The 14,793-nt window shown below is 41.7% G+C and carries 18 protein-coding genes and 1 pseudogene; 10 read left to right on the top strand and 9 right to left on the bottom strand.

The features are described from left to right. Position 1: 1 nt before the first annotated feature. Positions 2-868 (bottom strand): AraC family transcriptional regulator, encoded by an 867-nt coding sequence (locus MHB38_RS05360; protein WP_108611352.1) that lies wholly within the window; start codon positions 866-868, stop codon positions 2-4. A gap of 113 nt (positions 869-981) precedes the next feature. Between MHB38_RS05360 and MHB38_RS05355 the strand changes: the two genes are divergently transcribed. Further along, positions 982-2,358, top strand: a complete 1,377-nt coding sequence (locus MHB38_RS05355; RefSeq protein ID WP_058213993.1) for an MATE family efflux transporter — start codon at positions 982-984, stop codon at positions 2,356-2,358. An 84-nt stretch (positions 2,359-2,442) separates the two neighbouring features. On the opposite strand, the gene MHB38_RS05350 is transcribed toward MHB38_RS05355, so the two are convergent. The 4 genes from MHB38_RS05350 to asnB form a co-directional block, all read right to left on the bottom strand. Continuing rightward, positions 2,443-3,282, bottom strand: a complete 840-nt coding sequence (locus MHB38_RS05350) for a phytoene/squalene synthase family protein (RefSeq protein ID WP_024720032.1) — start codon at positions 3,280-3,282, stop codon at positions 2,443-2,445. Beyond that, complete coding sequence (locus tag MHB38_RS05345) at positions 3,275-4,750, bottom strand: phytoene desaturase family protein (RefSeq protein WP_202734575.1); 1,476 nt, start codon at positions 4,748-4,750, stop codon at positions 3,275-3,277. Before MHB38_RS05345 ends, MHB38_RS05350 begins: the two co-directional genes overlap by 8 nt. Further along, positions 4,747-6,264 (bottom strand): phytoene desaturase family protein, encoded by a 1,518-nt coding sequence (locus MHB38_RS05340; RefSeq protein ID WP_017366984.1) that lies wholly within the window; start codon positions 6,262-6,264, stop codon positions 4,747-4,749. Before MHB38_RS05340 ends, MHB38_RS05345 begins: the two co-directional genes overlap by 4 nt. Before the next feature lie 147 nt (positions 6,265-6,411). After that, complete coding sequence (gene asnB / locus MHB38_RS05335; protein ID WP_024720029.1) at positions 6,412-8,253, bottom strand: asparagine synthase (glutamine-hydrolyzing); 1,842 nt, start codon at positions 8,251-8,253, stop codon at positions 6,412-6,414. A gap of 156 nt (positions 8,254-8,409) precedes the next feature. On the opposite strand from asnB, the gene MHB38_RS05330 reads away from it, so the two are divergent. Then, positions 8,410-8,937: a DUF2777 family protein gene (locus tag MHB38_RS05330; protein WP_144626461.1), complete on the top strand. Its 528-nt coding sequence runs from the start codon at positions 8,410-8,412 to the stop codon at positions 8,935-8,937. A gap of 38 nt (positions 8,938-8,975) precedes the next feature. Here the strand turns inward: MHB38_RS05330 and MHB38_RS05325 are convergent, their stop codons facing one another. The 4 genes and pseudogenes from MHB38_RS05325 to MHB38_RS19540 form a co-directional block, all read right to left on the bottom strand. Next, a complete protein-coding gene (locus tag MHB38_RS05325; protein ID WP_007499115.1) occupies positions 8,976-9,344 on the bottom strand; it encodes a YisL family protein in 369 nt (122 codons plus the stop codon). A gap of 91 nt (positions 9,345-9,435) precedes the next feature. Beyond that, the gene (locus MHB38_RS05320; protein WP_048001710.1) at positions 9,436-10,341 is read right to left on the bottom strand and encodes a fumarylacetoacetate hydrolase family protein; all 906 of its coding nucleotides are present in this window, start codon (positions 10,339-10,341) and stop codon (positions 9,436-9,438) included. A gap of 18 nt (positions 10,342-10,359) precedes the next feature. Beyond that, complete coding sequence (locus MHB38_RS05315; protein ID WP_411266123.1) at positions 10,360-10,644, bottom strand: hypothetical protein; 285 nt, start codon at positions 10,642-10,644, stop codon at positions 10,360-10,362. Continuing rightward, positions 10,532-11,101: pseudogene (locus tag MHB38_RS19540) on the bottom strand (CotG/ExsB N-terminal domain-containing protein); the annotation flags it as partial. The pseudogene MHB38_RS19540 and the gene MHB38_RS05315, both read right to left, overlap by 113 nt. Positions 11,102-11,304: 203 nt before the next feature. Between MHB38_RS19540 and MHB38_RS05310 the strand changes: the two are divergent. The 8 genes from MHB38_RS05310 to MHB38_RS05275 all read left to right on the top strand — a co-directional run bounded on the left by MHB38_RS05310 (position 11,305) and on the right by MHB38_RS05275 (position 14,774). Then, complete coding sequence (locus MHB38_RS05310; protein WP_098680887.1) at positions 11,305-12,399, top strand: CotH kinase family protein; 1,095 nt, start codon at positions 11,305-11,307, stop codon at positions 12,397-12,399. A gap of 122 nt (positions 12,400-12,521) precedes the next feature. Continuing rightward, positions 12,522-12,683 carry an aspartyl-phosphate phosphatase Spo0E family protein gene (locus MHB38_RS05305; protein ID WP_008348605.1) on the top strand — a complete coding sequence of 54 codons (162 nt, stop codon included), beginning with the start codon at positions 12,522-12,524 and terminating at the stop codon, positions 12,681-12,683. A 127-nt stretch (positions 12,684-12,810) separates the two neighbouring features. Then, positions 12,811-13,032, top strand: coding sequence for a spore germination protein (locus MHB38_RS05300; RefSeq protein ID WP_003211745.1), 222 nt, complete (start codon positions 12,811-12,813; stop codon positions 13,030-13,032). A 14-nt stretch (positions 13,033-13,046) separates the two neighbouring features. Then, positions 13,047-13,280 (top strand): spore germination protein GerPB, encoded by a 234-nt coding sequence (locus tag MHB38_RS05295; protein ID WP_017366980.1) that lies wholly within the window; start codon positions 13,047-13,049, stop codon positions 13,278-13,280. 31 nt (positions 13,281-13,311) lie between these two features. Beyond that, complete coding sequence (locus MHB38_RS05290) at positions 13,312-13,926, top strand: spore germination protein GerPC (RefSeq protein WP_202734576.1); 615 nt, start codon at positions 13,312-13,314, stop codon at positions 13,924-13,926. Beyond that, complete coding sequence (locus tag MHB38_RS05285) at positions 13,923-14,099, top strand: germination protein GerPD (protein WP_003210893.1); 177 nt, start codon at positions 13,923-13,925, stop codon at positions 14,097-14,099. The genes MHB38_RS05290 and MHB38_RS05285 overlap by 4 nt, the downstream gene beginning before the upstream one ends. Further along, positions 14,099-14,533, top strand: coding sequence for a spore germination protein GerPE (locus tag MHB38_RS05280; protein WP_202734577.1), 435 nt, complete (start codon positions 14,099-14,101; stop codon positions 14,531-14,533). The genes MHB38_RS05285 and MHB38_RS05280 overlap by 1 nt, the downstream gene beginning before the upstream one ends. A gap of 22 nt (positions 14,534-14,555) precedes the next feature. Beyond that, the gene (locus MHB38_RS05275; protein ID WP_003211468.1) at positions 14,556-14,774 is read left to right on the top strand and encodes a spore germination protein; all 219 of its coding nucleotides are present in this window, start codon (positions 14,556-14,558) and stop codon (positions 14,772-14,774) included. The last annotated feature ends 19 nt before the right edge of the window (positions 14,775-14,793 follow it).

Genomic DNA, 14,793 nt, shown 5'->3' with positions numbered 1-14,793 from the left:
TTTACTTTGTCGTTCTTTTAGCAAGATGACGATACTCGATAGGCGTCATTCCTTCATTTTGCCGAAACAGCTTTGAAAAATAAGTAGGGTCATCAATGCCTACATGTTCTGCAATGAGAGCTATTTTTTCATTCGTTGAAGCAAGTAGGCTTTTGGCTTTTTCAATTTTGAGGCGATTGATGTACTGGCTCGGCGTCAGTCCGTACACGGTCTGCATGCACCTTGTCATGTAATCAGGATGATAATGAAGAATCTCTGCCAGCTTCTCCATCTGTAATTTTTGCGTAAAATGACGTTCAAGATAGTGAACCACTTCTGAAGCGACAGTCTCCTTTGCACTTGGAATATGAAATGCTTCTTTTTGTAAATGGATGAGCATTTCCTCAAATTGAAGCTGCTTTTTGAGCTGAAGTTCAGACGCATCATCATTTAAAGCGCGCATCGCTAAAAGATGCTTCTGTAGCACGCTTCCCCCTTTCACTTTTCCTTTTCGGGGCAGACGAAATTCATAGCTTGCTGCTTTTTCAAAAGTGGCTTGATTTTGCTTCATGTCAAACCAGTGTTCTCTCGGCCGATCTGTAAACTCAAATGGATCAATTGAGAAATGCAGCCACTCATAAAGTGTTTCTTCTTTACATGGCAGATGTCCACCATGGGCGAGTCCCGGTGATAAGATGATATATTCTCCCTCTTTTACGTGATGAGGCACCTCGTCTTCTGTGATCCATAGTTCCCCTTTCGTGACATAAAGAAGATCAAATACGGTGAAAATTCTGGAGATATGTCGTTCTCCTGGATGGAATACACCTTTGCCTGAAGCAATATAGACTGGAAATGGCGGTACAGTAAATGTAATAAACGGACCCATATTCATCCCCTTATGAAGTCGGATTTCTCCAATAAGTTTCGGTTTCATCTCTTCTTAATATAGTCGATGCAAGGTACACTATAAATCGGATTTATACGAAAGAAGGTGATGTGATGAAACCACAAGCACTCACAATACAAAAGGTTCAAGCCAAAAGTGAAAAATCCCACCCTTCATTATTTGCATTAACTTGGCCTATTTTTATCGAAATCTCTTTATATATGCTGATGGGGAGCGCAGATACACTGATGCTCAGCCAGTATTCTGACAATAGTGTTGCCGCAGTAGGGGTTAGTAATCAGCTATTAAATCTATTGATTGTGATGTTCAGCTTCATTACGACTGGGACGACGATTGTCATTGCGCAGCTTTTAGGAGCGGGCCGCAAGCAGGAAGCGACCCAAGTTGCCTATGTATCACTAGGCACCAACTTCCTCATTAGCTTTGTGATCAGTCTTCTTATGTTTGTGTTAGCTGTGCCCATCCTGCATATGATGGGATTATCAAGCGAGCTAATGCCAGATGCAACCGTCTTTTTACAGATTGTCGGCCTGCTTTCTTTTATACAGGCGCTCATTATGACCTATAGTGCTATTTTAAAAAGCTATGGATTCACGAGAGATACGATGTATGTCACCATCGGTATGAATCTGTTAAACGTTGTTGGTAATTATTTGGTCATCTTTGGACCATTTGGCTTCCCTGTATTAGGTGTCATGGGTGTTGCTCTTTCCACATCATTTGCACGGTTGATCGGTCTAACAGCCATGATTCTCATTGTTCGACACCGCATTGGATTGCGTTTTTCATTCAAGCGAATGTTTTACATCCAGCGAACGCATTTAAAAAAACTGCTAAAAATCGGCATTCCTTCTGCTGGAGAACAGCTTTCTTATAATGGCTCTCAAATGATTATTACGCTGTTTATCACATTTATGGGCACGCAAGCACTGGCAGCAAAAGTCTATACCCAGAATTTGATGATGTTCATTATGTTATTTGGTGCCGCCATTAGCCAAGGAACGCAAATCTTAATTGGGCGCCTGATCGGGGCGAAAGAATTTGATGCGGCCTATCGAAGATGCATGAAAAGCTTATACTGGGCCATTGCCATCTCACTTCTTTCTTCTACTGCTTTATCTTTATCATCGACGCATTTACTTACTTTTTTCACTAGCAACAGTGAGATCATTCAAATCGCGAGCCTTCTCCTCATATTGACGATTATTTTAGAGCCTGGACGTTCTTTTAATATGGTCATCATCAACTCCTTGAGGGCAGCTGGTGACGCGAAGTTTCCAGTCTATATGGCGATGATTTCAATGTGGGGCATCGGCCTTCCGATCGCTTATTTATTAGGCATTCAACTTGAGATGGGCCTGATCGGGGTTTGGATTTCTTTTATCGTGGATGAATGGGTAAGAGGCATCTTTATGTATAGGCGGTGGCGTTCAAGGGTGTGGACGGAGTATCGGTTTACTTCCACATAAAAAGGACTGCGGGTGCAGTCCTTTCAGATTGTTGACAAAGGGCTAAAACGAACGAACTCTATTTTACCTTTTGTCTTCTTTTCATTACGTAATATCTTCTAAAATAAGTGCTTTTTCTTGTGTTGAAATATATGACCGCTTCGTAAAGACGCGGTATTCGTTTTCTCTAGTTTTATCTAAAATAGCCTTATAAAAGTGAGCAGCTGCTTTCACCGGTATCCTTGAATAAAGTGGGAATTCATGTAGATGGTCAAAAAATTCCTCATAGTACGCCTCTGCCTCAAACGCAATATATTCCCATACGTGCTGGAAGGCTTGATTGACGATCCCTTCTTGTAATTCTTGCTCTGTATACCCAAATTGATCCATGACTTGTTTTGGCAAATAAATGCGGTTCCTTTCCGCCTTATCCTCACCAATGTCTCGAAGAATATTGGTCAACTGCATGCCAATCCCAAGGGAAATCGCGGCTTCTTTTAGCTGTTCTTTTTTACGCGGTGCAATGATCGGAAGCAGCATTAATCCAACTGTACTTGCGACATGATAGGAATAGATGAGCAGTTCATCTAACGTTTCATACCGGTGCTGCTCTAAATCCATCTCCTGTCCTCGCAGCAGGTCACGGAATGGGGATTCATCCATACGAAACTGTTGAAATGTATACTCCAGCGCCACCCACATTGGATCATCACGATCTACTTCTCCTTGCAAGAAACGTTCAAATGCCTCCTGAAAAGACGCCAGTTCTTCCTTTGGTGAAGGAGACTCATCTACAATGTCATCCGCTCTCCTACAAAAAGAATAAACAGCCCAAACAGCCTGTCTTTTCTTTTTAGGCAGCATGGAAAAGGCACGATAAAACGTTTTTGAATGGGTTTGAATGGTCTCTTCACATATTTTCAATGCTGTTTGCACATCAACCACTTAGCTTCACTTCCTTTCTGTTGTTCAGATCTTTAAGCAGTACAGAAGCCATGAGCTTTGCACTTTGCATCACGATCGGTACCCCGCCGCCGGGATGGATGGAAGCACCTACCGCATATAGATTGTCTACATCTGCAACCTTTACTTGCGGGCGAAACACACCTGATTGAAACAAATTAGGAGCGAGTCCAAAGCTGCCGCCTTCAAACAATCCTTCTCGCATTGAATCATTCGGTGTTCTCACCTTATGCCAGACAACCGCCTCTCGCAGCTGTGGAAAGCCTCTTTTTTCAAGACGCTCCACCATTTTATCCACAAAGTCTGTCTCTTGTTCCCAATTGATGTGATCTCCTGATGGAACAGGAATGAGCATATATAGGACACTGCTGCCTTCTGGGGCAAGGGATGGATCGATGGTCGATGGATTAAACGTATAAAATGATGGATCTTGAGGTATCGTTTTCGTTTGGAACACCTCTCTCATATGCTGATCAAAGTGTTCTCCCATGAAAAATTGATGAACAGGTGCTTCATCGTATACTTTGTTTAACCCTAGATACACCATCACGCAGCCGGAGGATGGAACGTATTTACGCCGATCTTGTTCACCTAAACCAAGCTGTTTTAACGCCGCTGGATAATCTCCGTTCATCACAAATGCATCAGCTGCTATGTGCTCATCATTTATTTTTGCCTTGACCACACGTTTCCCCTCAAACTCAAATTGTGCGACTTCTTCACTTTTTCTTATGCGTACACCCGTCTTTAAGAGCTGTCTCTCCAATATATCTACTAAACTCGCATATCCGCCTTTTAAATAGTAAATTCCGTGTGCGTGCTCACTATATGAAACAAGCGAATAAATGGCGGATGCTTCATACGGATTTCCTCCGACATAGAGGGTTTGAAGTGCATATGCATCTCGGAGGCGCTCATCTGAAAAATATTTTTTGAGAGAACTTTGAACGGTTCGATATGCTTTTAATTTCATTAAAATCTTCATGTTCGCTTTTGTAAAAAAGGTTCGTTTTTCATGAAATGATTTTTCTAGAAAAGCTTGCTGCCCTTCTTGAAACCGATCCGTCATTTCTTGCATAAATGTTAAATATCCCTGTTCTTCCTTTGGAAATACACGTTTGATTTCTTCTAGTTGTCGCCGTGTATCAGAGTATTTCGTGTAGGAGGTTCCATCTTGATAGTGGATCGTATACAGCGGATCGAGCTGCAAGAGATCAAGAGATGTTTCATCAATGCCTACGTCATGTAAAATGCCTTTTAACATATCAGGAAGTAGGACAATGGTCGGACCTTCATCTACTTTATATCCTTTCTCACGTACAAAAGCAAGTCTCCCGCCGAGCCGTTCATTTTTTTCAACAAGGGTGACATCATGTCCAGCTTTATTTAAATAGAGAGCTGAGATCATTCCGCCAATACCGCCGCCAGCAATCAATATATGTTTTTTCATGAGGCGCTCCCCTTTTCTTCATGTGGCACTCTTTTGTGCGTATGTTTCTCTTTTGACAGAATCGCATTTGTCGTGATACGCGCTGATTCTAAAATGGTTGGCAATCCGCTCCCTGGGTGGGTTCCTCCACCAACGAGCCAGCAGTGTTTCAACTCATCAAATTCATTATGCGGCCTTAGTACCATCATCTGCGTCAACTGGTGACCAAGATTAAATGTAGCTCCTTCATACACGTACAGCTCTTCTTCCCAATGCTTCGGCGTGATCATCCGCTCGACTTCGATATGCTGCCTGATATTCTTAAAACCCGTTTTCCGCTCCAGTGTATCCAGCACAAGCTCTCTAAATTCTTCTTGATACGCTTCCCAGTCAATACCGCTTTGATTATTGGCAACGGGTGCTAACACATAAAGAGCGGACTTGCCTTTTGGCGCAAGCGAATCATCTGTCACACTTGCATTTTGAATATAAATGGACGGATCATCCGGCAGCTCAAAGGTTTTTGTAATCTCTTTGACGAACTTCGCATAGTCATCGGAAAAAACGATGGTATGATGCGGCTCATCATATATCGTATCTAAACCTAGGTACAGCATAAAGGTGGAGCATGAGAATTTTTTCTTTTTCAGTTTCTTCTCGCTATATTTCTTTAAAAGACCCGGCTCTACAAGCTTTGTCATCACGTGTGCAAAATCACCATTTACGACGACCTCATCTGCCTGTATTTCTTCACCAGTTTCTAAGCGAATGCCCTTCACTTTCCTGCCTTCCGTCAGCAACTTCTCAACTCCAGTTGATAGATGAAGGGTAGCCCCAGATTCAACAGCTGCCTTTGCCATCGCTTCTGACAGCTGATTCACTCCGCCTTTCGGATGATAAACGCCTGTGTCATGCTCCATAAAGGAAAGAATTGAGAACGCTCCTGGGCATTCCCAAGGTGACATCCCTAAATATTTTGATTGGAATGTAAAGGCATATTTCACTGATTCATTTGAGAAATAATCCGACAGCACATCATATAAGCTTTTATTTAATGAGAGCTGAGGAAGTGCTTTGATGACTTTTGGACGCAAATAATGATGGAAACGATCCATTTTACTTTGTAGAATCGGCGTTAGGCGGTCCATTTTTCGTTTTGTGTCATTCATAAAACGTACATACCCTTCGCCCTCACCAGGTGCAAAGGCTTCTAGTCGTTTGTACATTTCGTCTCGATCTCGAATCATATCAAGCTTCTCATCTTGAAAGATTAATCTATACATTTCTTTTAATTCAATCACATCTATATAATCATAGAGATTTTTACCGGCAAAGGTGAATAGTTCCTCTGCAATATGAATCATACTGAGAAAAGTAGGACCTGTATCAAACGTGAAATCACCAAGTTGAAACTTAGAGTTACGTCCGCCAACAAAGGACTGTTTTTCATATATATGAACATCATGTCCTTTGCTTTGCAACATCATAGCTGCTGCAAGTCCCCCTGGTCCTGCTCCGATCACAATGATTTTCATTATCCTTTTTCCTCCAAATTAATTCACTTTAAGTTAATTATACAAATTAAAACTGTTAGTTCAACTTTTGATGTGCTCTAAAAGTCTCATGTTATGTATCAAAAAAGCCGACTTCCTTTCAACAAGTGCAAGAAAGCCGACCCTTTGTTATGCTTCTATATCAATTCGATATGTTTCAAACCAATGATGAATCTGTGCCAAATGGGCAATGAGCTGTGGGCCTTTCATTAACTGACCATACCAAGGGACCTGGAAAGAAGCCCCTTCCGTTTCAATCAGCTGTTTTAATTGATGTGGATCTAAAAATTCATGAAGCACAGAATCCTTTTGCGCGAGACAATCTGTTAACATCTCTTTTACCGCCTGAGTATAAGCAGGATGATGTGTTTTCGGATAAGGGCTCTTCTTGCGATAAAGCACTTCATTCGGTAAAATTCCCTCTAATGCTTTCCTCAAAACCCCTTTTTCCCGATTTCCATACATTTTCATTTCCCAAGGAATATTCCATACATACTCAACAAGACGATGATCTGCGAATGGTACACGTACCTCAAGGCTCGCCCCCATGCTCATACGATCTTTTCGATCCAGCAGTGTTGTCATAAACCAAATCATATTTAAGTAAAAAAGTTCTCTTCGGGCTTTATCTACTCCAGTTTCTCCATCTAAAAGAGGGGTTTCTGCCACGGTTTCTTCATATTTGCTTTGCGCATATTCCTTCAGTGATAATTTCTTTTGCCATGAGTCTTGAAGAAGCTGAATGCGTGCTTCCGTTGATCTCATCCACGGAAATCCATTGGTTTCGCTTGCCATGTGAAACCATGGGTAACCTCCAAAAATTTCATCTGCACATTCACCTGATAAACCAACAACAAAATCCTTTTTAATTTCTCGGCAGAACCATAGTAAGGAAGAATCAATATCTGCCATCCCCGGCAAATCTCGCACTTCAACCGCTTCTTTCAAATAAGAAGCCAGCTCTTTTTGCCCGATGATACAGCTGTGATGATTCGTTTGAAACGCTTTGGTCATTCGATCAATCCACGGCCCGTCAGCATTGGGCTGGAATTGACTTGCTTCAAAGAATTGATCATTTCCGTCGTAATCAACGGAATACGTATGCAGCGGGGCTTTCCCTATTTTCTCAAAGTGCTTGGCGGCAATGGCCGTAATGGCACTAGAATCCACTCCGCCCGATAAAAACGTACATACAGGCACATCAGAGACGAGCTGTCTTGTAACGGCATCCGTAAAGAGTTCCTTCACGTGCTGAGCGGTGTCATCAAGCGAGTCTGTATGCTGCTTGCTTTTGACATTCCAATACCTCCACACACGCAAACCATCTTTTGAAAAGGTTAGGGCATGTGCCGGCCTCAGCTCTTTCACCCCTTTAAATACGCCTTGCCCTGGTGTTCTAGACGGCCCTAGGCCAAAAATTTCTGATAAGCCTTCATGATCGACTTTGGCTTTCATCTCAGGATGAGCCAGAAGTGCTTTGATTTCTGAACCAAACAAAAAGGAATGATGACGTTCTGTATAGAAAAATGGCTTGACACCGAGCCGGTCTCTCGCTGCAAATAATAATTCACGCTCACTATCCCAAATGACAAATGCAAAAATTCCATTAAAATGGGTCACACACTCTTCCTTCCATTCTGTATAGGCGTGAAGAAGAACCTCTGTATCAGAATGCCCAAGAAAGCGGTGCCCCCTTTTGAATAATTCTTTTCGTATATCCTCTGTGTTATAGAGTTCTCCATTGTATACCACCGTATAATCATGGTGTTGATGGGTATATGTCATCGGCTGCTTTCCGCCTTCAACATCGACAACGGCTAACCGTTTATGGCCGAAAAGAACGTGCTCACTTTTCCACGTATTTGTATCATCCGGCCCTCGTTTAGATAATGTATCTGTCATTTGATTGATTACATGATCCTGTTGGATGAGCTGCTTTTTAAAGTCTGCCCAGCCTGTTATTCCACACATCATCATCAGCTCCCATCCGTTTTTCATCAAGTGTTCTCATTTAGCCTTTCTTAGTTTATGCATCGTCTCCTTGATAGTTGATTTGTCCTTTTTTCTTCCTGTGTATAGGACAAGCTTCATTTGGTAAGAAAAGAAAGAGGAAAGGAGGTTTTGCGAATGGAGAACCGCATGACCTATCTTCAGCAAAACCACCCAAAATGGTGTAACGGGTACTTACTGATGGAAAACGGTCATTGTCTGATTGAAGACGAAGAAGGAGACATCATGATGCCTGAAAGCCTTCAAAGTTCTATGATCTGTTTGAAAGAAAAGGATCGATGGACAAAAGGAGAATTGCTCGGGTCTGTCGTTCTTTGTGATAATGGGAAGTTGATGGAGGTAAAAGGCGGTGAACGCATTCAATATACAGCGTCTCTTTCTAAAGGGTGGCTTGATTTGCTTATGTTCGTACCAGAAAGCGTCTTTTATCAGATCATTGACCATGTAGAACAGCTTGGCTTTTCCGTCTATGATTGTGTCTTCTCTTCCTTCCATCCTTCTCATCGCGTGTCTTTTTTTCAGTTTTCAGGAGACATGCAATCACTTGCCCTTCAATGCAACCATCATTCGGGTACAAATCAAGTTCAATTGGAATGGACGACGTCTGACGGTCACCGGCTGATGTCTCAGTTTGATCTCACATAAAAAGGGCACTGCTTTTGATAAGCAATGCCCTTTTTATCTTAAAAGATATGGAAACCGATCGGCAGACGTAAGCCGAGAAGAATGGTCACAATAGCAACCACGATAAAACCAATGAATACACCCGTCACCGATTTTCCTTTTTTCTTGCGTACAAGGACCATTTCCATGAAACCAATCACAAGAATACCAAGTATCATTTTTCCAACATACTCGCCCCCGTAACCCGGGATTTTCATTCCTGTGCGAACATACAGCTCTACACCCGTTGCAATAATAATCAAGTAAAATAGGCGTACGATCATATGCACAATTTTAGCGCCTTTATCGTTTTTACCTGCTAATGCAAAGGCAACGAAAAATAAGATAATACCTAGCACCCACGCTGTAATATGTAAATGTGTTCCCATTTGTGATTTCCCCCTTTATCAGAACAATTACCTTCTCATCGTACCACGAAATAAGTCGAACACAAAGCGACAATCCTGTGTCAACACGCCTTTATTTGACGCGATTTGATAACGTCCCAATTGGTTCAATTGTTACTTCAACCTGATCGCCTGAGGCTAAAAATTTTGGCGGTTCAAAACCTTTGCCGACTCCAGAAGGTGTACCTGTTGCAATGATGTCTCCCGCTTCCAGCGTCATCCCTTTTGAAAGAGTTGACACAATGTCTTCAATTGGGAAGATCATTAATTCCGTACTGGCAGACTGACGAACCTCTCCGTTTACCTTTGTTTCCACATGGAGTGCTCCATGATCCTCGATCACTGACTTGTGAACGATATAAGGTCCCATTGGACAAGTTGTATCTAAGCTTTTTCCTATGAAAAATTGTTTGTGTTTTTTCTGCAAATCTCTTGCCGTTATATCATTTAAAATGGTGTAACCGAAAATGTAATCTTGGACCTCTTCTGGAGCAATATTCTTTCCTGTTTTGCCAATGACAATGGCAAGCTCCCCTTCGTAATCCAATTCACTTGTCACATCTTCATGGAGAAGAATGTCCGCTTCATGCCCTACAACAGAGGTAGGCGCCTTTGTAAAGATCATCACGTCTTTAGGAATATCTGCCGCACTTCCCATTTCCATGACGTGATCTTGATAGTTTTTCCCAACACACATGATGTTTTTCGTTGGTTTTGGAATTGGTGCATGGAGTGTCACGTCCGAAAGCGGATAGACATAAGAGCCGCGGTCTTCTTCTTTTTTCTCCGCCCAATCAAGAAGCTGTTTGACGTGTTCGACAAACTTGTCCCCCATGTTGATGCATTCAAATAAAGAGTTTGGCAATGTTTCTAGCTCAAATAGTTTTGCTTCTGCCTTTTTGACGTCCATCACCCATTCATCATCAATGACGACCCCGATAAACAATCTGTTATGTATCTCACCTGTAAAAAACTTCATGTCTTCCCCTCACAATCTTCATTTCAATACATTATGATGTCTCATTTTTATTTCTCTACGAAATAAAAAAAACCCTTTTTTATCATACTCTCTTTTAAAAAGGGTTTCAAAAATGAAGACCTGACATTTAGCGGTAGCGTCGATACTCCCACATATTCCCTTGATCCCATTTACGATCAACATTTCCTTGATGGCGGGAATGATGTTTTTTCTTTCCGCATCTTCGGCAAGAGTGACTCCGTTTATGGTGATGAAAACGTTTAGATCGATGGCTGCGGTGTGATTTGCGGCAGCTTTTCTTATGATGTGATCTGTGTTTGCTGCGGCATGATTTTTTTGGTTCACTCTTTTTGCTACGGCAAGACTTTTTGCTTTTATACGACTTTTTGCTACGGCATGACTTTTTGCTTTTATACGACTTTTTGCTACGGCATGACTTTTTGCTTTTATACGACTTTTTGCTGCGGTACGACTTTTTGCTGCGGTACGACTTTTTACTTTTGCATGGTTTCTCGCTCTTTACACTTTTCTTTGAACAGCGACTTTTTTTAGAGCGATAGCTTTTATGGCTTTTTTTGCTGCGATGTGACTTACGGCATCCTCCCCCACCAAAGAACCAGTGACGGCGATTTGAATGACGAGAACGAGATGATTTGTGTGAATGTCCCGATTCAGGTTCACGATCTAAGTGATGATCACGCCCCTCACTTCGAAGTGAATCAACTGCATGTTCAATATGCGAATGATCAAATGTGCTCACGAACAATTCCCCTCCCAATCTGTGCTCTGACAAAACAAACAGACAAAGCTGTTTATCTTCTCTGCTTTATGTTACGAGACTCGATAGACAAGTGTTCTTGGCGAATGCCTCTTTCTTATAAAACTCCATGAATACCTATCAGCAGGTACAGGACATTCCTTCATTTTCATATAGTGGAGGAGATATAGGAGGGTGATGAACGCATGGACACAGAACCTTTAAAACAACTGGATATCTGGATTCATCCAAAAGATCTCATGGAATTAAAAAAGGACGTATGGAACGATGAACCCGTTGAGGCCATTCTGAAAACCGGCCAAACCAAGTCACATATTTATGCCTCATACCGAGGATCACACATTCGAAAGCTCAAGAAAAAATCATATCAAATTGAATATCGAAAACCAAAGCAAAGACAGGGCGAATCCCTTTTTCACTTAAATGCAGAGTACAATGATCCTTCTTTCATTCGCAACAGGCTATCTTTTTATTTCTTTGAACAAATGGGTGTGTTCAGCCCGTCCGCTTCTCATGTGTTTCTGACCATTAATGGAAGAAAAGAAGGCATTTATTTAAAAATAGAATCTGTAGATGAGCTGTTCCTCCAAAAACGACAGCTGCATGGAGGCGGCATTTATTATGCTGTAGATGATGACGCCAATTTCTCTCTTTTAAGTTCATTTGATAAAAAGCCAAAAAAACATCTTCTTCTCGGTTATGAGAAAAAAACGGGAACTCCTGAACACGACAAGCAGCTGAGTGAATTTATTTACTTTTTGAACACCGCAAGGGACGACACGTTTGCAAATAAGATTGAGCAGTACCTTGATGTGACACAATATTTTCGCTGGCTCATTGGTGTCGTGTGTACCCAAAATTTTGATGGCTTTGTTCATAACTATGCGCTTTATGTGAATGATCAAGGAAGGTTTCAAGTAATGCCTTGGGATTATGATGCGACTTGGGGTCGTGATATTCACGGAGAAGAAATGGCGTTTGATTATATTCCAGTCAGCGGTTTCAATACATTAACCGCTAGATTACTAGACATCCCTGCATTTAAAAGAGACTATTATGCCCTTTTCCAGCACGTACTAGATACACATTTTTTAGAAAACCGGCTTCTCCCCATCATTGAGACATGGCATGCTTCGATTGATCAGCGAATTGGAGATGATCCATATACGAAAAACCGACAAGACATGCTGCGTTCAGAGCGAGAATTAATCCGACAGTATATCAACAAAAGACGACGTTATTTACAAACTGAGATTAAAAAAGAGACATCGCGCCTGTAAAGACACTTTCGAATTTTGTCACTTTAGTTCTCATATTGACGAAAGAGCTTTTTTTATAGAAAAATAGGGTATACTAACCATATCCTTCTATTTGATAAAAAATGTGAGAGTTGGCGTCCGTTATGATCAATTATGAAATTGAACAAAAAAGATTACATTTGATTGAGACCGCAAAAAAATTCGGAATGAATGCCGAAGAAACCATCAGGTGCAGTCAAGAGCTTGACACACTCTTAAATAAAGGCATCAAAACCACCTCTAAAGAATGCTCGAATAAAGGGTAAACCATACACTTCATTCCTCTCATCAAAGTTCTTCAAAAAGACAATCACATATTAAAAGACCCATCATAAGCTATGGTGAAACGCCCAAAAACGAAGTGCCCTATTTTTCTAAAGGATGTGCACCGCTATGCCGGCTATTGTTGGAGCCTTTAAAGTAAATGCCGTCGGAACGAGCGGAGTCGTTCATGTTGGAGACTGCATCACCATTTCTCCAAATAGTCAGGTTAAAACGTTTGCCGGCGCAGGCAGTTTTAACACTGGTGATCAATTACGCATTAGCAACTATAAAAGTGTGACAAATACGTATGATAGTGATGTCATTGATCAACCGCTTGTTGGTAACTTGTAAGGAGTGAGAATCCGTTGAACTTCTATATTAATCAAGCGATACAAATTAATTACTTACGTGTGGAGTCTGTGAGTAACTCATCCGTTCTGCAAATCGGAAGTGCTGGATCAATCAAGGCACTCTCCAATCTGTATAACACTGGAAGCTATGTAGAATCAGCACCTGCCGCAGCAGGCACACAAGGAATTCAAGAATCTCAAGGCGCAAGCACAGCACCTTTTGTACCGCTTCAGTCACCAACAACATAAGTTCATCTGCAATCCCCGGAGGTGTATGCATATGTATGACTATCAAAACAGCGCTTCACAATTGTATGGCATCATTCAAAAGCAAACACAGCAAATCATGATGCTTGAAAAAAGGCTTAACGAGCTTCAGCAGGAAATGCAAATGATCAAAGATAAACCGACAACAACGATTGAACGGATTGATTATCAATTTGATCAACTGAAAATCGAGCGGCTGGAAGGCACATTAAATATCGGCCTCAATCCATCTGATCCAAATAGTGTTCAAAATTTTGAAGTGGGCCAAACAACAACCCCGGGAATTGGAATGATGCAGCAAGAAATGGCTGATCAATCTTTCAATCAAACACGCCAGCTTGTCGATGCATTCTTAAATGAAGAAGCTCCACAGCTTCTTGAAGAACTAGAGCAGCGATACGAAGGCTCGCTTGATGAAAGCAACAAACACCATATCATTGAGGACATTCGAAAACAAATAGACAGCAGAATCAAATATTATGCGGGGCAGCTGCCACAAAGGGAAGATATGACCCCGCTTCAACGTTCCGAGCAAATTGCTGAATATGTGAAACATGATGTCAAACGGGCAATCGAGCACTTTTTAGCCCATATTCCAAATGAAACGAAAGGAGAGGAAAACGGATGAATTTCACAGTCGTCAACCGCAACATCGAAACCGGAAGCATTAAAGTAGTTGGGGTATCGTCCTCTTCCCTATTTATTATCGGGGACACAGATCACGTACAACTGTCATCGATTTTCGATACACCGCCAGAATCATTAATTATTGGCCCGTTTGTTCCTCTAGCCCCTCGATAATGATTAAGCGCACATCTCAAGTGAAGTTCTCGAAGGTGAATTCTGTCGGGATTGCGAGTGTTGTTCAAATTGGTGATACACAGGAGCTATGTCCGAACGTGAAGGTGTTAGCTGTTCAGCGAACCATTAGTTTGTTTTATGGAAATGAAGCTAAAAACCTAGATGCAAAAGAATTTGAAGTGTATTATGAACCAATCCCATTGATGCTGCCAGAACGAGCGGTTAGAACGGCCTTTTATCATGAAAAGCCTCTCATTAAAGTTTCGTCCATTCATGTAGAAGGGGTCTCTTCCTCGTCTATCTATCAAATTGGCTCTACGTGCGGAATAAATGCCGTTGCGCGAGTGAAGCATATTCGAGAGTTATTTAGCAACAATGACGAACATCCGCCAAACTCACAATTGGACCTACCTGCGCATATGATGGTGATATGACTTCGAATAAAGGATGTCGATTATGCCAGCAATTGTCGGACCCATTTACATTAACTCGATTTCTGGGGGCGTCGTAAACGTCGGTGACTCATTTTATCTTTCGCCTAAAAGTTCTTCAAAATCTGCTTTAGGCTCTGGAGCGGGGAATACCGGAGATTTCTTGATTTTAAATAATGGCATTAGCGCCACCAACTATGTGGATCCTGACTTAAATGATCAGAATATGGTAGGCAATGCATAAAGCGGCTCCTCTACACTCA

Source organism: Bacillus sp. FSL K6-3176 (assembly GCF_038003325.1).
GTDB classification, from domain to species: Bacteria; Bacillota; Bacilli; order Bacillales; family Bacillaceae; genus Bacillus; species Bacillus altitudinis.
This window is presented reverse-complemented; position numbering and strand designations above follow the sequence as displayed.

Coding starts and splice junctions, on each gene's coding strand:
- MHB38_RS05360 (WP_108611352.1), bottom strand. CDS start 868: ATGGGTCCGTTTATTACATTTACTGTACCGCCATTTCCAGTCTATATT.
- MHB38_RS05355 (WP_058213993.1), top strand. CDS start 982: ATGAAACCACAAGCACTCACAATACAAAAGGTTCAAGCCAAAAGTGAA.
- MHB38_RS05345 (WP_202734575.1), bottom strand. CDS start 4,750: ATGAAAAAACATATATTGATTGCTGGCGGCGGTATTGGCGGAATGATC.
- MHB38_RS05340 (WP_017366984.1), bottom strand. CDS start 6,264: ATGAAAATCATTGTGATCGGAGCAGGACCAGGGGGACTTGCAGCAGCT.
- asnB (WP_024720029.1), bottom strand. CDS start 8,253: ATGTGTGGAATAACAGGCTGGGCAGACTTTAAAAAGCAGCTCATCCAA.
- MHB38_RS05330 (WP_144626461.1), top strand. CDS start 8,410: ATGGAGAACCGCATGACCTATCTTCAGCAAAACCACCCAAAATGGTGT.
- MHB38_RS05325 (WP_007499115.1), bottom strand. CDS start 9,344: ATGGGAACACATTTACATATTACAGCGTGGGTGCTAGGTATTATCTTA.
- MHB38_RS05320 (WP_048001710.1), bottom strand. CDS start 10,341: ATGAAGTTTTTTACAGGTGAGATACATAACAGATTGTTTATCGGGGTC.
- MHB38_RS05310 (WP_098680887.1), top strand. CDS start 11,305: ATGGACACAGAACCTTTAAAACAACTGGATATCTGGATTCATCCAAAA.
- MHB38_RS05305 (WP_008348605.1), top strand. CDS start 12,522: ATGATCAATTATGAAATTGAACAAAAAAGATTACATTTGATTGAGACC.
- MHB38_RS05300 (WP_003211745.1), top strand. CDS start 12,811: ATGCCGGCTATTGTTGGAGCCTTTAAAGTAAATGCCGTCGGAACGAGC.
- MHB38_RS05290 (WP_202734576.1), top strand. CDS start 13,312: ATGTATGACTATCAAAACAGCGCTTCACAATTGTATGGCATCATTCAA.
- MHB38_RS05285 (WP_003210893.1), top strand. CDS start 13,923: ATGAATTTCACAGTCGTCAACCGCAACATCGAAACCGGAAGCATTAAA.
- MHB38_RS05280 (WP_202734577.1), top strand. CDS start 14,099: ATGATTAAGCGCACATCTCAAGTGAAGTTCTCGAAGGTGAATTCTGTC.
- MHB38_RS05275 (WP_003211468.1), top strand. CDS start 14,556: ATGCCAGCAATTGTCGGACCCATTTACATTAACTCGATTTCTGGGGGC.